Here is a 1,632-nt window from a genome sequence, read left to right as displayed (position 1 = left end):
GCGGTGGTGACCATCAGCGACAAATCGGGCGCGGTGCTGGGCAGCAGCACGGCAAACAGCAGCGGCGTATGGACGTTCGCGGTGGCGGAGCTGGCTGATGGTGAGCACGTCTTTACGGCATCGGTAACCAATGCGGCGGGCAACAGCAGCGAGGCGAAATTTACCCTGACCGTTGACACCATCGCACCTGTCCTGCCGACCATCACCGGGATGATTGACGATGTAGGCACTGTACAGGGCACGTCTACGACCAGTGGTGGCGTAACGGACGATCCGTCGCCGACCTTTACCGGCAAGGCGGAAAAAGGTTCGCTGGTTACGCTGTATGACGGCGACAGCGTGCTGGGCAGCGTTCGGGCGGATGCGCAGGGCAACTGGAGCTATACGCCGACCACCAATATGGTAGACGGCGATCATAGTATCAAAGCCGTTAGCACGGACGCGGCAGGAAACATCTCCGCGCCTGGCGCAGAATGGCCGTTTAAGCTGGATACCAGCACGGCGGCTCCGGAAATCACGAACAACACCGAAGACGAGCTGGCCGGTAACGCCGAGCCGGGCGCGGTGATCGTGATCACCGATCCGGTCAGCGACAGCGTGACCAGCACGGTGGCGGACGCGGATGGTCACTGGAGCATCCAGCCGAATCCGGCGGGCGTGGACGCCAAAGACGTCGTGGTGGAAGCCACCGACGAGGCGGGCAACAGCAACAGCGTTGTGATCGACGGCCCGACAGACAGCACGCCGCCGGATAACCAGACCTCGGGCCTTGTCATCGACAGCATCACCCTGACCGACGACGTCGGTGCGATTACCGGCGAGATCCTGGATGGCAGCGTCACCGACGACGCACGGCCGACCTTCTCCGGCGACGCAACCGCCGACATCGATCACGTCAATATCTATGACAACGGCCAGCTTATCGGCAGCGCAGCGGTGGGCGCGGACGGCAAGTGGAGCTGGACGCCGGAGCAGGATATGGCGGACGGATCCTCACACGACCTGACGGTTGCGGCGGTGGACGCGGCGGGTAACGAAGGCCCGCAGGTGAGCGGCACTGATGACGATGGCTGGAGCTTTACCGTCGACACCACTGCGCCGGATATCGACGCTTTTACAGACAGCAGCATCACGCTGACCGATGACGTCGGTCCGGTACGGGGCGAGATCGCCGACGGTGCAACGACTGATGATGCACGCCCGACCTACAGCGGTAGCGTGAGCACGGCAGGAATAGCGCAGGGTGTGGTCAGCGTCAATATCTACGACAGTGGCAAGCTGATCGGCAGCGCAGCGGTGGAGGCGGACGGCAAGTGGAGCTGGACGCCGGACAGCGCAATGAGCAGCGGGGCACACGCCCTGACGGTCGCGGCGGTGGACGCGGCGGGCAATGAAGGTCCGCAGGTAAGCGGCACGGCGGATGCGGCGTGGGACTTCAGCGTCCTGACCAGCGCCCCGGCGCAGCCGGCGATTGAAAACGTGGTGGACGACTACAGCCAGGGCGAGGATGCGGACAGCGGCTTCCTGCAGAAGGGCCAGTTCACCAACGACGGCACGCTGACGCTGAACGGCACCGCGGGCGCGGGGCTGACGGTCATCGTGTGGGCCACGGATGCGGACGGCAACCGGGTA

Annotated in this window: 1 protein-coding gene; it reads left to right on the top strand. The window is 64.4% G+C overall.

Annotation, left to right across the window (positions count from 1 at the left end; translation table 11 throughout):
* Nucleotides 1-1,632 (top strand): Ig-like domain-containing protein (locus AFL22_RS22900; protein ID WP_241773211.1); only part of this gene is annotated, 1,632 nt, incomplete at both ends.

The sequence above is a fragment of the Pantoea sp. CFSAN033090 genome, assembly GCF_001264395.1.
GTDB lineage: Bacteria > Pseudomonadota > Gammaproteobacteria > Enterobacterales > Enterobacteriaceae > Pantoea > Pantoea agglomerans.
The sequence above is the reverse complement of the archived record's forward strand: the minus strand, read 5'-3'. Positions and strand labels throughout refer to the sequence as shown.